At 70.2% G+C, this 15,215-nt stretch carries 10 protein-coding genes; 3 read left to right on the top strand and 7 right to left on the bottom strand.

The window, feature by feature from the left end; translation table 11 throughout:
- Window positions 1–24: 24 nt before the first annotated feature.
- Complete coding sequence (locus K3N28_RS05435; protein ID WP_228091469.1) at window positions 25–1,035, bottom strand: hypothetical protein; 1,011 nt, start codon at window positions 1,033–1,035, stop codon at window positions 25–27.
- A 352-nt stretch (window positions 1,036–1,387) separates the two neighbouring features.
- Here K3N28_RS05435 and glnII point away from each other — a divergent pair, with 352 nt between their 5' ends.
- On the top strand, window positions 1,388–2,401 hold the full coding sequence (gene glnII / locus K3N28_RS05430; RefSeq protein ID WP_228091468.1) for a glutamine synthetase: 1,014 nt from the start codon (window positions 1,388–1,390) through the stop codon (window positions 2,399–2,401).
- Window positions 2,402–2,456: 55 nt separating this feature from the next.
- On the opposite strand, the gene K3N28_RS05425 is transcribed toward glnII, so the two are convergent.
- On the bottom strand, window positions 2,457–3,767 hold the full coding sequence (locus K3N28_RS05425; RefSeq protein WP_228091467.1) for a glycosyltransferase: 1,311 nt from the start codon (window positions 3,765–3,767) through the stop codon (window positions 2,457–2,459).
- A complete protein-coding gene (locus K3N28_RS05420; RefSeq protein ID WP_228091466.1) occupies window positions 3,764–6,919 on the bottom strand; it encodes a glycosyltransferase in 3,156 nt (1,051 codons plus the stop codon). Before K3N28_RS05420 ends, K3N28_RS05425 begins: the two co-directional genes overlap by 4 nt.
- A gap of 222 nt (window positions 6,920–7,141) precedes the next feature.
- Between K3N28_RS05420 and K3N28_RS05415 the strand changes: the two genes are divergently transcribed.
- The gene (locus K3N28_RS05415; RefSeq protein ID WP_228091465.1) at window positions 7,142–8,695 is read left to right on the top strand and encodes a glycosyltransferase family 2 protein; all 1,554 of its coding nucleotides are present in this window, start codon (window positions 7,142–7,144) and stop codon (window positions 8,693–8,695) included.
- 11 nt (window positions 8,696–8,706) lie between these two features.
- On the opposite strand, the gene K3N28_RS05410 is transcribed toward K3N28_RS05415, so the two are convergent.
- The 4 genes from K3N28_RS05410 to K3N28_RS05395 form a co-directional block, all read right to left on the bottom strand.
- A complete protein-coding gene (locus K3N28_RS05410) occupies window positions 8,707–9,741 on the bottom strand; it encodes a glycosyltransferase (protein WP_228091464.1) in 1,035 nt (344 codons plus the stop codon).
- An 89-nt stretch (window positions 9,742–9,830) separates the two neighbouring features.
- The gene (locus tag K3N28_RS05405; protein ID WP_228091463.1) at window positions 9,831–10,280 is read right to left on the bottom strand and encodes a hypothetical protein; all 450 of its coding nucleotides are present in this window, start codon (window positions 10,278–10,280) and stop codon (window positions 9,831–9,833) included.
- A 39-nt stretch (window positions 10,281–10,319) separates the two neighbouring features.
- On the bottom strand, window positions 10,320–11,852 hold the full coding sequence (locus tag K3N28_RS05400) for a hypothetical protein (protein WP_228091462.1): 1,533 nt from the start codon (window positions 11,850–11,852) through the stop codon (window positions 10,320–10,322).
- Window positions 11,853–11,902: 50 nt separating this feature from the next.
- Window positions 11,903–14,371 (bottom strand): glycosyltransferase, encoded by a 2,469-nt coding sequence (locus tag K3N28_RS05395; protein ID WP_228091461.1) that lies wholly within the window; start codon window positions 14,369–14,371, stop codon window positions 11,903–11,905.
- 223 nt (window positions 14,372–14,594) lie between these two features.
- Between K3N28_RS05395 and K3N28_RS05390 the strand changes: the two genes are divergently transcribed.
- Window positions 14,595–15,212: a hypothetical protein gene (locus K3N28_RS05390; RefSeq protein WP_228091460.1), complete on the top strand. Its 618-nt coding sequence runs from the start codon at window positions 14,595–14,597 to the stop codon at window positions 15,210–15,212.
- Window positions 15,213–15,215 lie beyond the last annotated feature (3 nt).

The following is a 15,215-nucleotide window of genomic DNA, read 5'->3' as shown; positions in this document are numbered from 1 at the left end:
CCCGCGCACCGACGCGCGGAGGCGCTAGTCCGGGGCGACGGACTGCTCGGCGGCGCGGTCCAACGGCCGCCCCAATTCCCCGATCACCGTGCGGGAGAGTGACACCTCTTCCCCCGTGGCGGACGGGGAGACGCAGACAGCGGTGTGAGCGCTGTCGACGCTGATACCGGCGATCGAGCCGACGGCTCCACCGGGGATGATCTTCAGGTCAGGCAGCCCGGGACCGTCGTACCGCAACGGTCGGGCTCCGGTGCGCGGCACGCCGCGCACGTCCTCTGCCTCGGATCGGTCCGTCCCCCGCCCTGATTCGGCGGAGCACTCGATGACGGCGGCCGGCCGGCCGTTGTGCACTCCGTGGAGTGCCGCCGCCATCTTGTGGGAGACCGGCTGTGCCGCAAGCGTGGTGAGGCTCGGCTGTCCTGTGCCAGCGGCGGGGACGCTCCCGGGCGTCGTCCCGTCGCCGAGGCGCAGGCCATCGGTCACCAGTCGCGCCAGTGCGTCGACCTGATCGGTCGAGGGCGCGACAGTCTCGTAGACATCGGACACCGCGGGGGCCGGGCCGTCCGCAATGGAGGCCGTTCCCTTCACCAGGTTTCCCACCAGCGGTGCCACCACTTCGGCTGTGCCGTCTCCAATGGACTCGTCGTCCAAGTCGAGCAACCCAGGTCCGGCGTCGCCCTGCACCACCGACCGCACGGTCCCGTCCGTCTCGTCCACCAGGGATTCCACCGGCTCGACCAGGCCTGACACCAGCCCCGAGACCTCCCCCTGCACCGCCGGAGCCCGATGTCCCTGCTGGTTGTGCGGGACCAGTCGCGCGGCCAGGCGCGACATGTCGGACACCTCTGCGGTGAGCGGGTCGGTCATCGCGGCAAAGCCCTGCGTTGCTGCGGAATCCTCTGATGCCCAAGCGGACGCGGCCATCGCGAAGGCTCCCAAGAGCAGGGAGCCGAATGCGGTGAGCGCGGCGCCGAGGAGGAATCGGAGCATGCTGAAGCGGCGAGTCTCCTCGCCACCCCCTGCGATGCGTCCCATCGTCTCCCCCGTCGTCCTGAGCCTGAGCGCGAACGGTCTCGCCGCTCGCACCTGTTAAAACGAAACCGGGCTGATCGGGGATACGGGGTGAATCAGATTTTTCAACTGAAATTGGATGAATGTAACTCCGACACATATTCGGGTTCGCACGCCCGAAAGAACGCGGAGTGGGACTCGTCGTTCCTCGTCGCTCACGCAAAGCAGCGGTTAACAGGCTGTTTACACGTCATCAACGAATGAGAAATTGCTGTTTGGGAGCGTGGCAGCACAGCTTCACGGCTCGGCCGGCACGGCGTCACGGCGCGGTTCGGGCCCGGCTGAACCGCGTCACCGTATGAAGGGCTCCTACCTGATGGCCATCAAAGCCGAGTACATCTGGATCGACGGCACCGAGCCGACGGCCAAGCTGCGTTCCAAGACCAAGATCCTCGAGCAGGGCCAGGAGCCCCCGATCTGGGGCTTCGACGGCTCCAGCACCAACCAGGCCGAGGGCCACTCCTCGGACTGCGTGCTCCGCCCCGTCAAGGTGGTCCCGGACCCGATCCGCGGCGGCGACTCGATCCTGGTGCTGTGCGAGGTGCTCGACACCGACTTCACCCCGCACCCGACCAACACCCGCGCCAAGACGGCCGAGCTGGCCGAGCAGTACGCGGCGCAGGAGTCCTGGTTCGGCATCGAGCAGGAGTACACCTTCATGGTCGGCGCCCGCCCCCTCGGGTTCCCCGAGGGCGGCTATCCGGCCCCGCAGGGCGGCTACTACTGCGGCGTCGGCGCCGACGAGATCTTCGGCCGCCAGATCGTCGAGAAGCACCTCGACAACTGCCTCGCCGCGGGTCTGCCGATCTCAGGCATCAACGCCGAGGTCATGCCCGGCCAGTGGGAGTTCCAGGTCGGCCCGGCGTCGGCGCTCGACGTCTCGGACTCGCTGTGGCTGGCCCGCTGGCTGCTGTACCGCACCGCCGAGGACTTCGGCGTCTCCGCGACGATCGACCCCAAGCCCGCCAAGGGCGACTGGAACGGCGCGGGCTGCCACACCAACTTCTCCACCAAGGCGATGCGCGAGGACTACGAGCCCATCATCGCCGCGTGCGAGGCCCTCGGCGAGAAGGCGGACGAGCACGTCAAGAACTACGGCGACGGCATCGCCGACCGCCTCACCGGCGCGCACGAGACCGCCCACTACACCCAGTTCTCCTACGGCGTCTCCAACCGCGGCGCCTCGATCCGCATCCCGTGGCAGGTCGAGAAGGACAAGAAGGGCTACCTGGAGGACCGGCGCCCGAACGCCAACATGGACCCCTACATCGTCACCGGCCTGATCGTCGGCACCGTCTGCTCCGCCCTGGAGAAGAAGGGCCTCGTCTAGGCACGAAGCACGAACGAGAGGGGCGCCGCGCTTTCGCGCGGCGCCCCTGTCGTGTTCAGCGGTCGGGAAGCGCCACGCCGAGGGCGGCGACCCTGCGCAGCAGCGCTTCGTGGGAGAACCGGTCCTCGACCACGGCGTAGGCGCGTTCACGCTGCGCCGCATAGACTCGCGGATCGCGTGCGAGCGCGCGCACGGTCGCGGCGACCTCCTGGGGCTCGCAGTAGACCGCGGCCTCCCCGAACAGCGGCTCGAAACGGCGGTCCATGACGACCGGCACACCTGACGCCATCGCCTCGAGCGGGGCGATGCCGAACGCCTCGCGGCCCTCGTCGGCGATGAAGTACACGAACACGTCGAGGCTCCGCAGGAACTCCGGTGCGTCCGTGGCGCCGAAGGGCAGGACGGTCCAGTTCGAGGGGAGGTTCCCGAGCCGCTCCGCGACCGTGTCGGCGCCGCCGAGCACCCGCACCTCGAAGTCCTCGTCAGATGGATAGCTCGCGAGCAGCCCTTCCGCCGTCTCGGGCCATTTGAGCGGGTGGTCGCGGGCGTGGCGGCCGATGCGGATCCGGCCGTCGGGGGCCGGGCGGTCCGCGCCGCGCCACCGCGCCGGGTCGAGGCACTCGTGCCAGTCCTCGTCGGACAGCCGCACGCCTTCGAGCTCGGCCCCGTGATGCTCCAGGAGCGCCTCACGGACCATGGGCCCCACCGGATGCCAGGTACAGGGGCCGACCCATTCGGTGAGGCTCGCGTGCACCCGGGCGACGTCCCAGGCCTCTTCGACGCCGCCGTCGGGTCCGTAGAACTTGAACGGGGTCTGGTTGACGACGAGCACCGTGCGCGCCGCGTCGATGTCGGGCATGTCGTCGCGGCGGCGCAGCAGCACCGTGGGCAGGCGGACGATGCGCAGCGCGCAGGAGACCGCGTCCCACGCGCCGATCATGCGAACCCGGTCGCCGTCGACGAGCGAGGCGATCTTGGGGTTGAGCGGGCGCGACACGTCCCAGTGGAAGACCGGGTGGTGCAGCAGGCCGACTCGGAGCCCGGCGTCCCGGAAGGCGCCGACCTCCTCGGCGACCGCGGTCGCGTTGCCGCCGGGCAGTGCGAAATGGGAGACGATGACGATGTCGCATTCGACCTTGACGGCTTCGGCGCGCGCCGTGCGGCGGCGCCGCTGCCAGTCGAGGAGCACCGCTCCGGCCGCGAGGCGGGTCGCCGGGGCCTCCGTGCCGTCGCCGATGAGGCGGCGCAGCTCCGGGACCGCCTCTGACGAGAAGCCGTGCTCGAGCCGGGCGGTGAGCTTGTGCAGGAGCTTGCGGCGGCTGGTGGTGACCTGGCCGAGCGCGAACTCCGCCTTCTTGGCGCTCATCGCCGCACCTCCACCGGCACCGCGACGCCGAGCGCGGCCGCCCGGCGCAGCAGGGCCTGGTGGGAGAAGTCCCGCTCGACCTTGGCGATGGCCCGGGCCGACTGCTCGGCGTACAGATCGGGCTCGTCCATGAACTCGCGGACCCGCGCCTCGACCTCCGAGGGCTCGCAGTAGACCGCGCCGTCGCCGTACAGGGGCTCGAAGCTGCGCGGCAGCAGACACGGCAGGCCGACCGCCATGGCCTCCAGGGGAGTGCGGCCGAAGGCCTCGTCGCCGGATTCGGCGATGAAGAAGACGACCGCGTCGAGCCCGTGCAGGAAGGCCTTGGGCGGCATGGAGCCGAACGGGTGGACGGTCCAGTTGTCGGGCAGGCGGCGCAGGAGGCGCTTGGCGGTCCTCGCCCCGCCGAGGACGTGAATCTCGAAGTCCTCGGAGGACGGGTAGCAGGCGAGGAGGTCGTCGGGGTCCTCGGGCCATTTGCGGACGTGGTCGCGGGCGTGGCGGCCGATGCGGATGGGGCCCGCCTCGGCTCGGCGGCCGTCCCGGCGCCATTCCTCGACGTCGAGGATGCCGTACCAGTAGTCGTCGGCGATCGCGATGCCGTCGGTCTCAGCCGCGTGCTCGGTCTCCAGAAGGCGGCGCACGACCGGGCCCTGCGGGTACCAGGTGTGCGCCCCGAGCCAGCCCTCGAGGTTGCGGTGGACGGTGCGCACGTCCCAGGTGAGGCGGCGGCCCTCGCCTGGACCGTAGTACTCGTAGGGGGGCTGGTTGACCACGAGGATGGTGCGCCCGGCGGTCAGCCGCGGCAGATCCTCCATGGGACGCATCATGATCCGGGGGAACCGCACGATCGCCAGGTCGCACTCGACGCGGTCGTGGGCGGTGATCCAGACGACGCCGTCGTCGTCGAGGAGCTCTCGGATTTTGCCGTTCACCGGTCGGTCGAGCGGCCAGTCGTAGACGGGGTGGTGGAGCAGGCCGACCTTGAGACCGGCGCGACGGAAGGCCCGGACCTCCTCGGCGCTGGAGGAAGAGCTGCCGCCGGGGAGCATGAAGTTCGAGACGACGACGACGTCGAACTCGAGGTCGCGGCGCGGGACGCGGTCGTCGACCTCGTACCAGTCGGCGAGGATCGCGGTCGCGGCGAGGCGGTGCTCCGGCGACTCGCGCTCGTCCGCGGCAAGACCGCTCAGGTGGGCGATCGCCTCGGCCGACCAGCCTTCGTAGAGGCGAGTGCTCCACAGCTCCAGCTGCGCGGTCTGGGCGTCGGTGAGCCGCTGAGCGTCGGGCGCCCGCAGGGCCCGCTTCGCGAGGCGGCGTCCCCGTCCGAGCAGGCGGCGCAACGCGGCGCGTTTGCCGCGCAGCAGGCGGCGGGCGGCGCGCAGCGGCAGCCGCGCACCGCGTCCGGCCAGTGACCGCAGGCGGTCGGCCGGGTTCGGCGGGGACGGGGACGCCTCGGGCTCCTCCGGCGGCGGAGGCAGGACGGCGAGGGCGTCCGCTTCAATGGCGAAGTCGATCGCGACGGCCGCGGCGACTTCGGGGTCGGCGGCGACCACCGTTCCGGCCTTCACTTCGGCGAGATCAACCCATTCGACGGAGAGATCCGCGGCGAGCGCCACTGGCGCCGGCGCCATCGGGAGGTACTTGTTCTCGATCGCGTTCCAGCCCTGATAGTGGGCGAGTGCCACCGTGACGCCGTTCGCGGCGTCGCCGGCGAGGGCCTCCAGGGCGGCGCGCTGCACGGGCGTGTCATAGCGCCAGTCGGCCACGTAGACGCGTTCGGCGGCACTGGTACGGGGCGAGTCGCCGAGGATCGAACGGGGCGCCGGGAAGGGCCGCGTTGGGACCGAGGGGGCGAGATAGGGCTTGGCACGACGCTGCTGGATCGCTTTGTGCCAATGGTGGAAACCGGCTTCGTAGGCAGCGCGGGCGGGGTGCATCCACCCTTCGCCGACCTCGCTGGCGGACAACGAGGCGGGGTGGAGCCTGATGACGGTGTGCTTGTCGTCCATGCGGATCCAGCGGCGCGCGCCGAAGGTCTTCTGGATGCGGAGCCGGAACTCGGTGTCGGCGCCCTTGCGGGCGACGTCGTAGTAGCCGATCTTCTCGCGCACCTGGCGCGCGCGGTACATGATGGAGGTCGAGCTGACGGCGGCGATGCTGCGGCCGGGCGCGCTGAACAGGCGCAGGTCCGCGGTGGCGCGGACGCCGCGGCTGACGGCCATGATCAGCTGCTCGGACTCGCGGAGGGGCGCCGACTGCGCCTCGAGCCAGCGGGGATGGGCCCAGTCGTCGGAGTCGAGTCCAGTCACGAACACCCCCCGGGCTTCGTCGACGGCGCGGTTGCGGGCCCGGTAGGTGCCACCGTTGACGGACTGGACGAGGACGCGGACGCGCTCGTCGAGCTCCTCGGCTTCTCTCAGGACCTTCTCGTGCTCCGCGCCGGAGGCGTCGTCGACGATGATGAGCTCCCAGTCCCGCCAGGTCTGGTCGACGACCGAGCCGACTGCGGTCAGGAGTTCGGGCCCGGGCCGGTGACAGGTCATGACGACCGAGATGAGCGGGCCGCTCGCGCTCCCGCGGGGTGCGGTGGAGCGGAGCCGGTCGAGCAGCGGGACACCGGGCTCGGAATCGAGCACCACCTCGCCCCAGCCTGCGTAGCGGGTGAACGCGGCCAGGAACGCCGCCTCGCCGCCGCGACTCGCCGCGGCGGGCTGGTCGGCGGCGCGATCGGGATGGGCGAGCTCGGCGTCGACCGCCGCGGCGAGGCCGTCTGGCAGCCGGTCGGCTTCGGCCCTGAGGCGCGCGACGCGCGCGCGATCGCCCTGCGCCACGGCCAGGCCGAGATGCAGGCCGCGGTGGGATTCGGCCATGTCCGCCCCGAGCGAGGCGCGTGCCTCGTCGTACAGCTCCAGTGCAAGGTCGAGGTCGCCGGAGGCGACGGGACGGAGCGCGATCGCCCGGGCCAGCTCGCAGAGGGCGTCGGCGCCGTCACCACGGCGGGCGCGCTCGGCGAGGATCCCCCGGCCCAGCGCCGACCGACCGCGGATCGTCGCTGCGGCGATCGCGCCCAGCGGCGCGGTCGCGAGGTCGGGCCACCGTCGGGCGACGAACTCCTCGAGTTCGCGAGGGGAGCGGAAGTGAGCGGTCATGGGTCCAAAGTCAGATGGGGCAGCGGGCGCTGCGGTCGACGGGTCGCGGCCGGTCGGGAACGGCGAGCGAGTGGGCGGCCGGAACCGGCTTCCGGTGCCGATTCATTGTTGCAAACGCCCGCACGTCCTGCCATCGAGCAGCAGACGGGTGCACGTTCCGCCACAGTGCACGACCTCAGTCGGCGCCGGTCCGCTCCGGCACCCCAGTAAGCTCGGGACCCGATGGAACCCTCGATCCCCGGCCCCGCTGAGGGCCTGCGCGCCGCACGCAATGACAGCGGCTCGATCGTCCTGGCCCGGCTCGGCGCGTGGACCCCCCGCGCTCGGGTGTCCGTGGTCGTCCCGGCCTTCGGCGGCCAGGACAAGCTCGACTTGACTCTGGCGGCCCTCGCGGCGCAGACGTACCCGGCCTCGCTGCTGGAGGTGGTCGTGGTCGACGACGGCAGCGAACCGCCCCTGCGCCTCCCCGACCTGCGACCCGCCGACACGCGGCTGATCCCGAACACCGCCGGGACGTGGGGCATCGCCGCGGCGGTGGCCACCGGGATCGGGGCATCGACGGGCGAGGTCGTGGTGCGGCTCGACTCCGACGTCGTCCCCGCGGCAGCGCACATTGAGGCCCACGCCCGCTGGCATCACCTGGCCGACTATTTCACGGTGGTCGGCAAGCTCGCGTTCGCCGACATCGCGACGGCCGCGCTCTCCCCCGAACGGGTCCGCTCGGCAGTCGCGGGCGGTGACGCGGCGTCGCTGTTCGCGGGCTGTGAGGTCAGCGACGACTGGGAGATCGCGTTGGTGCGCGAATCCGGCGGCACCGTCGAGGACCCGGTGCGGGCGTTCACCGTGGCGAACGGGGCGACGATCTCGTTCACACGGGCCATGTACGAGGCCTGCGGCGGCATGGACACCGGCATGCGCCTGGGCAGCGACACCGAGCTGGGCTATCGGCTCGCGCAGCACGGGGCGCTGTTCATCGCCGACGGCGAGGCCGAGGTGTGGCACCTCGGCTACTCGCAGATGAAATCGAGGCGCGAGGAGGGCAAACGCTACCGGCGGCCGTTCGCGGCCAACCGGATCCCGTCCCTGCGGCATCTGCGCACCGATCCGGGCCGGAGCTGGGAGGTGCCGTACGTGAGGGCCGTGGTCGACGCGGACGGCGCCCGTCTGGAGCCCGTCCGGGCCACGGTGAACGCGTTGCTGGCCGGCACGATCGCCGACATCGAGGTGGTCCTGACCGGCCCCTGGGACTCGCTCACCACGGGCCGGGTCGCACCGCTCGAGGACCCCCTGCTGAACCTGCGGCTGATCCGCGAGGCCTTCCGCGGCGACGGCCGCGTCCGCTTCCTGGAGAAGGCGCCCGAGACGGTTGCGCCGGTGCCGTTCCAGCTGTTCCTCGACCCGGGCGCGGAACTGCGCCGCGACGGCCTGGAGCGCCTGGTCGCTCATGCGGATGAGCACCGTCTCGGCCGCGTCGACACCGCCGTCCCCGCCAAGGCGGGCCCGCTGCGGGTCCGCCTGGACCGCACGGCCGCCCTGGCGCGGGCCGAGCGCCTCCGCAGCCCTGGCGAGGACCCGGACGCGCTCCTCGATGCGCTGTGGGGCGTCGAGCGCACCGGGCCCGACGCATGGTTCCTGACCGCCGCGTCGAAGTCGGAGTCGCGCCGCCGGGAAATCGCCGAGCTCAAGGCGGCCCTGGCGCGACTCGAAGACCCGGGACCTGCCAGGCGGTCACTGCCGCGCCGGGCACTGGGCCGGTTGCGGCGCGTGATCCGCTGACCGGGCCCCGCTTACGAGACCCAGGCCCGCGCGAGTTCCTTGCGCCGGGCGTGGAGCTCCCGGTGTTCGGCGACGAGCGCGGGATCCGCGGGCTCGCCCGAAGCGCGCGCCTGACGCATCGTCGCGCGCACGCCCTTGATGGCGCGGTCGGTCTGTTTGCCTTCTTGCACCAGTTCGAGGTGGTTCCCCGCCAGTTCCGGCTCCTCGAGACCGCGCAGACGCCGCGCGTCGGTGACACCGAACGAACGCAGCGCCTTCTCGTCGATCTCGTGTGCGCCGGGGTTGGCGACGGTGCCTTCCCGCAAGCCTTTGCCGGTGCGCAGCAGCACCAGCGAGGTGGCCGTGGTCGCGTACAGCCACCAGCGGGTGTCGCCGCCGATCTGCTCGACCGATCCGTTCCGCTCCACGGCCCAGTCGGGGACCTTCCGGTGATTCTTCCCGTAGACCGTGGTCAACGCGTCGGAGGATTCCAGCACTGAGGTGCCGATCGAGTGGCTGTAATGGTAGGCGCGGAACCCCTGCCCCGTCGCGGGCACCCACTGGTACCCGGTGGCCGCGGTGATGGCCGCCGGCAGGGCACTCCCGCCGGCGAGGAGGCCGCGGCCGGTGCGCTGGACCTCGGCGAGCAGTTCCCGGTGGATCGCGTCGTCGTTGTCGATCCGAGTGGTGAGCACGTGCGCGAAGCCCTTCGACGCTTCCGCGCACCAGCGCTGGAACCGCGGCTCGAAGTCGTCGAACAACTCGAGTTCGAGCAATCGCAGATAAGGTCGTTCGGCGACCAATCCGTCGAGTCGCTCTCGGAACCGCCGCGGCATATCCCGGTCGATGCCGAGCACCCAGATGAAATCGCGCGCGGACTGCGCGTCGATCGATGGCAGTGCGAGCGTCTCGAACAGCTGCCAGCGGTATTCGAGCCATTGCTCGTTGAATACGCCGATCTCGAATCGGCTGGCCACAACGTGCAGGAAGTCATTCGATTCGCGAGAAGGAGCGATGCTCAGGCGCGCAGTGCCCCGTGACCGCGAAAAGAGGGTGCGAATGCCCATGGTGCGCTCGTTTCAAAGGAGAGTGGAATCGGGGTAGGTCCACATGATAGCGGTTCGGTGCGTCCGTCCGAGTACTCCGACGCGTCGGGTCAGCGCTGCTGCGCCTGCCCATCGCGCGCTCCGAGGAACGCGGCGATCTCATGATGGCGCTCGGCCGCCGCGAAGCGCTCGCTCTCGATCGCGCCCAGGATGCGGCGTGAGGCCGCGTCGAAGTCCCCCGAGAGGCCCCTGCTCTGGACCTCCAGCTTCCGGTTGAGCATCCCGACGCTGGCGTCGAGGGCGCGCAGCCGCTTGTCGGCCTTCGCGGCGTATCGCATCGCGTCGCGGTGCTGATCATCGAGCTTCTGGCGCAGGCGCGCGTTCTCCTGGACCAGTGCCAACCCCAGCCCGGCCAGTAGGAGGACCACCGCGGCGAGCGCCGGACCGTACGCTCCGAGCAGTGCGGCGGCCACGGCGGCGGCGACGAGCACGGCCGCGGCAGTCGCGGCGGCCCGGGTCCGCTTCGTGGACCGGCGGAAGCGGAGGGCGAGGTCGAGCATCGGTGTTTCCTTCTTTGCGTTGTTCGGGCTCAGGGCGGGTTAGGCTTCGATGATCGCGCCGTTGACCGGGAATTTCAAACTCTCCGGCCACGTGCGGCGGATCATCTCGACGAAGGCGGCACCCGAGATGCGGTCTTCGAGGGGCAGGGCGAGCAGCGCCTTGTAGATCCGGCGGGAGTTGAAGATCGTGAAAGTGTCGAATACCACATCGGACTCGATGTGGTGGGCGGCCAGCCAGGTGCCGCACCGGTGTTCCCAGTAATAGAGGTCGAGCGGATCGTAGAGGTCCTGGGCTCGGTCGAACTCCACGGCGTCGGCGAACTCGGCGAAGGTCGCGGCGAACGATTCCGGCGTGGTCTTGCGACTGGTGAGCAGATAGGCCATGTGCTCGGGGGTGAGTCGATCGGGCTGCGTGCGCTTCGCCCGGTAGAAGGACCTGGCGATCTCGTAGAGGTTCGAGCGGATGTGAAGCCCGCGGCAGCCCCCTTCGTAAAGGCGGTGCGTACCGTACAGCCCGGGAGCGCTGATCCGCTTCGAGTTGCGGTCCATGATCCCGGCCAGGGGCTCGGGCGGGATGCGGAACCGCGACTGGATCCGATGATGGCGGAATCCGAGGTCTTCGGACATCTCTCGGGCGGCCGCCACGTCGGCGCGCATCGCCGCTCCCGACTCACCCGCTCCGGTCTTGGAGTCGTACGTGAAGTAGTCGACCTGGTCTTTGATGGATCTGCTCAGCGCCAACGTGGTGCGGCTGTCGAGTCCGGCGGTGAGCGAGATGACGAGCGGCGTGCGCGATGCCAGGAGTTCCAGTTGCCGCTGGAGCAGCGGCAGCACCTCGTCGACGGCGTCCTCGGTGACGCGCGGAGCGAGGGCCTCGCGCGGGAAGAAGCGGCGGGGTTCGGCGATGCCGAAGGCCAGCTCGGTGTTGGGCGTCAGCGCGAAGACCCGTGCGAACTGGGTGACCCGGCCGGGGAAGGCGTAGGCGTTGCACTCCTTGCGGATCGTCTGCGGGTCGGGGAACGCGGACGGAACGGTGCCGACCCGGTCGGCTACGAGGTGCGCGTGCGAGGCGGCGTAGGTCCTCCCGTCGCGGCGACCGAAGTAGACCGACCGGAGGGAGGCGGCGTCGGACTGGAGGTAGGTCTCCGCGCCCTCGTTGTAGATCACCGCGAACCTGCCGCTGAGGCCGTCGATCCGATCGAGGAACGCATCGCGCCCGGAAGCCTTGGCGCGCAGCAGCGCAGTGGCGATCGAGCGGACGTCGTCATCCCAGGTCTCGAGACAGATCACCCGGCCGAGCACCGCTACCCAGGAATGCCCGGAGCGGACCACGGCGCAGGCGGAGCGCGGGTCGTACGAGAGCCACAGCTCTCCGATCCGGACCTGCCGCCAATGCGCGACCGGCACGTCGTGGCGGTGCGGTGCGAGCAGGAATCCCCGGGCGTAGAGCAGTTCTCCGAGCTCCTCTGTGGCCGGGATGTCGGCATCCGAGATCTCCTCGGAGGACCAGTGGGACGCCGAGGGCAGGAAACGGTCGCGCACGGGTCGGGGGCGGATCCAGGCGACGCTCATCTGAGGTCCTTTCAGGGTTCGGGGGCTGGGACGGGAGTGCGCGCTCGGCCCTAGGGCCTGATGCCGAGCAGCTCCAGTCGATCCAGATAGGACGCGTAGCTGAAGTGTCGGCGCACATGGTCCTGGGCCCTGGCGCTCATCGCGAAGTACTCGTCGGGGTGCGAGCGGAGGCCGGTGACCAGGTCCGCCACTTCGCGCGGCTCGCAGTACACCGCGCCGTCGCCGAAGACCTCTTCGAAGTGCGGGGGGAGCACGGTCACGCATCCGGCGGCCATGGCCTCCAGGATGCTCCGGCCGAAGGCCTCGACGAGCTGCGGGTGCGCGAAGTAGACGTAGAAGTCGATCTGATGCAGGAACTCCCGAATGCCGACCTCGTCGTAGTCGTAGACGACCCAGTTACGGGGCAGGCGCCGCCGCTGGAGCACCTCCGTCGGGGTTTCCGCGCCGCCCATGATCCGGACATCGATATCCGGCGAGGCCGGATAGGCCTGCAGGAGCTCGACCGGGTCCTGCGGCCATTTCATGACGTTGTCGCGAGAGTGACGACCGATCACCGCGACGGGAGCGCGGAAGTGGGTGCGCGGCATGCACCACCGGTCGGTGTCGATGATCCCGGGGATGTCGAACGGGTGCAGCACCGAGCGTTCGGTAAGCAGCGGCTCGATCGCATGCCGGACCTGCGGTCCCTGCGGCACCCATTCGGGCCATACCCCGAACAACTGGCGGGCGTGCTGTTCGCAGGCCTCGGGCAGGTATCGGCGGTCGCTGCCGTCCCGTTCGGAAGGGGCCTGGTTGGCGAGTATCACCAGTCGGTCCACCTGCAGCGCGCACGGTCCCCCGGGCGGGAACTGGAGGATCGGCGGGTACCGCAGGACCAGCAGGCGCACCTCGGCGTCATCGGTCGCGGTGACGTGGTCGACGACGCCGTCGTTGGCGAGCTGCTGGATATGCGGGTTCAAGTCCCGGTCGACGGACCGGACGAAGCGGAACGGCGTGAAGTTCATGATCCCGACCCGCAGTCCGGCCCGGCGCGCCGCGTGGATCTCGTTGATCATCGACTTCTGCGGGCCCCCGTACGAGGACCAGTCACCGGCGTAGACGACGTCGTAGCGCTGACGGGAGCTCGCGATGCGGAACCGGTAGGGCTGGAACACCGGCGCGCGCTGCCCGAACCCGACGCGCGGGTCGGCCTCGCCTTTGCCGATGCGTCGATGCCACAGCTGGTATCCCGACCGGTACGCGAGCCGCGCCGGGTGGCGCCAGCCGGAGCCGAAGTCGCTGGAGGACAGGGACTCCGTGCCGGTGCGCACCAGCGTGAGCACCTCTGGCATGTGGTGAACCGACCGCTTGCCGAACGCCGCTTTGATTCGGCCGAGGAATTCGTTGTCGGCCGCCTTGCGAACATCGTCCCAGTAGCCGATCCGCTCGATGACCGCTTCGCGGCGGAACAGCAGCGAGCTGGCGCAGGGCAGCATCGGCGCGCGGCGGAGGCGGGTGGCCCCCAGGTCTTCGGTGAGCATCAGGCTGCGCGAGATGGTGCCGACGAGTTCCGGGTCGTTCGCGAACGGGCGCAAGTGCAGTTCGAGATGGCGCGGGTGCCACCAGTCGTCGGAGTCCTGGACGGCGACGAAATCGCCGCGGGCCTCGGCGAGCCCGGCGTTGCGGGCTCGGTAGGTGCCGCCGTTCTCGGCGAGCCGGATCACGCGGACACGCTCGTCCAGGGCCGCCGCCTTGTCGAGGACCTCGTCGTAGGCCGGCCCCGAGGCGTCGTCGACGACGATGACTTCGAGGTACTGCCAGGTCTGCTCGAGGACCGACTGGACCGAAGCGATCAGCGGCAGTCCCCGCTGGAAGTTCGTGACGATGACCGACACGAGTTCCGGTGCGGGGACCGGGGCAGGCGGGTTCTTGACGTGCAGGCTGTCGAACAGCGTCTCGGCGGCGTCCGGCGCGAGATCCGGGAGCGGGTCCGGGACGACCTCGGCGAGAAGCACCTTCCAGCGGGCCTCGTCGCCCTCCACGGCGCCGGACCAAGGGTTGCACAGGTCCATCTCGATGGCGCGCCGCACGGGCTCGTCGATCAGGTCATAGCGCTCGAGCAGCCGCCGTGTCTCGTCGAAGTCGCCGCGAAGCAGGGCGAACTCGGCGTGCGCGCCTTGGTCCCGGGAGGAGAGCTCCTCCGGTCGGCCATGGCGCGAGGCCATCCCGTACAGGTTCCAGCCGTGGTCGAGGTCGGACGAGTCCTCCGGCGCGCACACGAGCGCGCGGGCGAGCCTCGCCAAGTGCCCGATGTCGATCTGATGCCGTTCGAACAGTGCCGTCTCGGCCTGCGGGTCGCCCGCCGCCATGGTGAGCGCGTCCAGATCGACCGGCGGTTCGGCAATACGGTGGGCGAGCAGTCGCCGCCCCTCGACGGCCCGGGTGCGGATAACGGTGGAAACCAGCGATTCCGGGTCCTTTTTGCGTATCACCGACGTGTAGTCGTCGATAAGAGCGCTAGGGAAGCGGTCTCCGCTCATTCGGTCGGTCCAAATCTGTGGGGCCATCGTGCGAAAAAAGGGGGGTTCGGGGCGTCCGACATCCTATCCCATCGGGCTCCGCACCGGATTCCCCGAGAGGGCGCTTGTACTGCCCGTCATGTGCGAGGACGCTCGTCTCACCAGGATTCGGGTCCCTCGGAGGGCGGCCCCGTATTGCTATGATGACGCTTGTTTCCCCCGACTCCGTTGAGGACCCTGACCAATGAGACGAATCGCCCTGTTCTCCTCCGCGCTGGTTCTGGCGGTCGCCGGTTGCAGCGGTGCCTCCGATGATTCCGGAGAGACGCCCAGCGGCGAGCAGTCGCAGGGCAATTCCTCGATCCCCCACGACGAGCTCACCGAGCCATACGACCTCCAGATCACGCCGCCGGAGGGCTTCGTGGAGGTGGACGCGGCCCGCGAGCCGCTGTTGTCCGAGGACCAGAAGACCTGGACGTTCGCCCTTGACGGCGGCGATCCGGACAGCCAGCTCAACGTCACTGCGTATTATCTGCCCGAAGGCACGAGCCCCGCCGATTATGAGGCCCAGGTCGCGATGATCCTGGACTACGAGGCCTCGATGGGCAACACCATCGACACGACCAACATCTATCCGGCGCTGGTCCACCGCCAGACCGGAATCCACCGCTATTTCAAGGACGCCGGCGGCGACAACGGCGCCCTGTTCATGCGGAACTTCTTCGTGTTCGCCGATCAGCACGTCATCCAGCTGACCTGCCAGTGGCGCCGGAACTACGCCGAAGTCGTCAAGGGCTGCGAGACGCTCTCCCAGGAGTTCCCGTTCCCCGCGGGCTGGCCCGCGGCGGTTCCGGCCGCCTGATCC

Source organism: Glycomyces sp. TRM65418 (assembly GCF_019710475.1).
In the GTDB taxonomy this organism is placed as follows: Bacteria; Actinomycetota; Actinomycetes; order Mycobacteriales; family Micromonosporaceae; genus Glycomyces.
Note: the sequence above shows the minus strand (reverse complement) of the source record. Positions and strands in the feature narration are given on the sequence as shown.

Excerpts from the sequence above, each read along its gene's own strand:
- K3N28_RS05435 (WP_228091469.1), bottom strand. The coding sequence starts at position 1,035 with ATGGGACGCATCGCAGGGGGTGGCGAGGAGACTCGCCGCTTCAGCATG.
- K3N28_RS05420 (WP_228091466.1), bottom strand. The coding sequence starts at position 6,919 with ATGACCGCTCACTTCCGCTCCCCTCGCGAACTCGAGGAGTTCGTCGCC.
- K3N28_RS05390 (WP_228091460.1), top strand. The coding sequence starts at position 14,595 with ATGAGACGAATCGCCCTGTTCTCCTCCGCGCTGGTTCTGGCGGTCGCC.
- K3N28_RS05405 (WP_228091463.1), bottom strand. The coding sequence starts at position 10,280 with ATGCTCGACCTCGCCCTCCGCTTCCGCCGGTCCACGAAGCGGACCCGG.
- K3N28_RS05415 (WP_228091465.1), top strand. The coding sequence starts at position 7,142 with ATGGAACCCTCGATCCCCGGCCCCGCTGAGGGCCTGCGCGCCGCACGC.
- K3N28_RS05410 (WP_228091464.1), bottom strand. The coding sequence starts at position 9,741 with ATGGGCATTCGCACCCTCTTTTCGCGGTCACGGGGCACTGCGCGCCTG.
- K3N28_RS05425 (WP_228091467.1), bottom strand. The coding sequence starts at position 3,767 with ATGAGCGCCAAGAAGGCGGAGTTCGCGCTCGGCCAGGTCACCACCAGC.
- K3N28_RS05395 (WP_228091461.1), bottom strand. The coding sequence starts at position 14,371 with ATGAGCGGAGACCGCTTCCCTAGCGCTCTTATCGACGACTACACGTCG.
- K3N28_RS05400 (WP_228091462.1), bottom strand. The coding sequence starts at position 11,852 with ATGAGCGTCGCCTGGATCCGCCCCCGACCCGTGCGCGACCGTTTCCTG.
- glnII (WP_228091468.1), top strand. The coding sequence starts at position 1,388 with ATGGCCATCAAAGCCGAGTACATCTGGATCGACGGCACCGAGCCGACG.